We start from the raw sequence: 228 nt of genomic DNA, 5'->3' as shown, positions 1-228 counted from the left end.
CTCCGTCTCGAAATCGGAGCCCCACGGCAGGGCGCGAAACCGGCCCAAAGCCTTCTGCCGATCCACGACGTACGTCGTTGCCGGTACCTCGTTCATCGCCTTACCGGACCGCCGGGCGTCATTGACCAACGCGGCCTCCTGAAAGTAAGAGGTGGCCAGATCGGCAGCAGCTTCGTGCAACCGAAGGAGCCATTGGCGACGATTCTCCGCCCGGCGAGCGAAGAATTG

Annotated in this window: 1 protein-coding gene; it reads right to left on the bottom strand. The window is 63.2% G+C overall.

The annotated features are described in order from the left end of the window. On the bottom strand, positions 1-228 hold a 228-nt coding region (locus tag IH26_RS62520; protein ID WP_034218364.1), incomplete at both ends, for a hypothetical protein.

Origin of the sequence: Actinoplanes subtropicus (genome assembly GCF_000721705.1) — a bacterium.
In the GTDB taxonomy this organism is placed as follows: Bacteria; Actinomycetota; Actinomycetes; order Mycobacteriales; family Micromonosporaceae; genus Actinoplanes; species Actinoplanes subtropicus.
The sequence above is the reverse complement of the archived record's forward strand: the minus strand, read 5'-3'. Positions and strand labels throughout refer to the sequence as shown.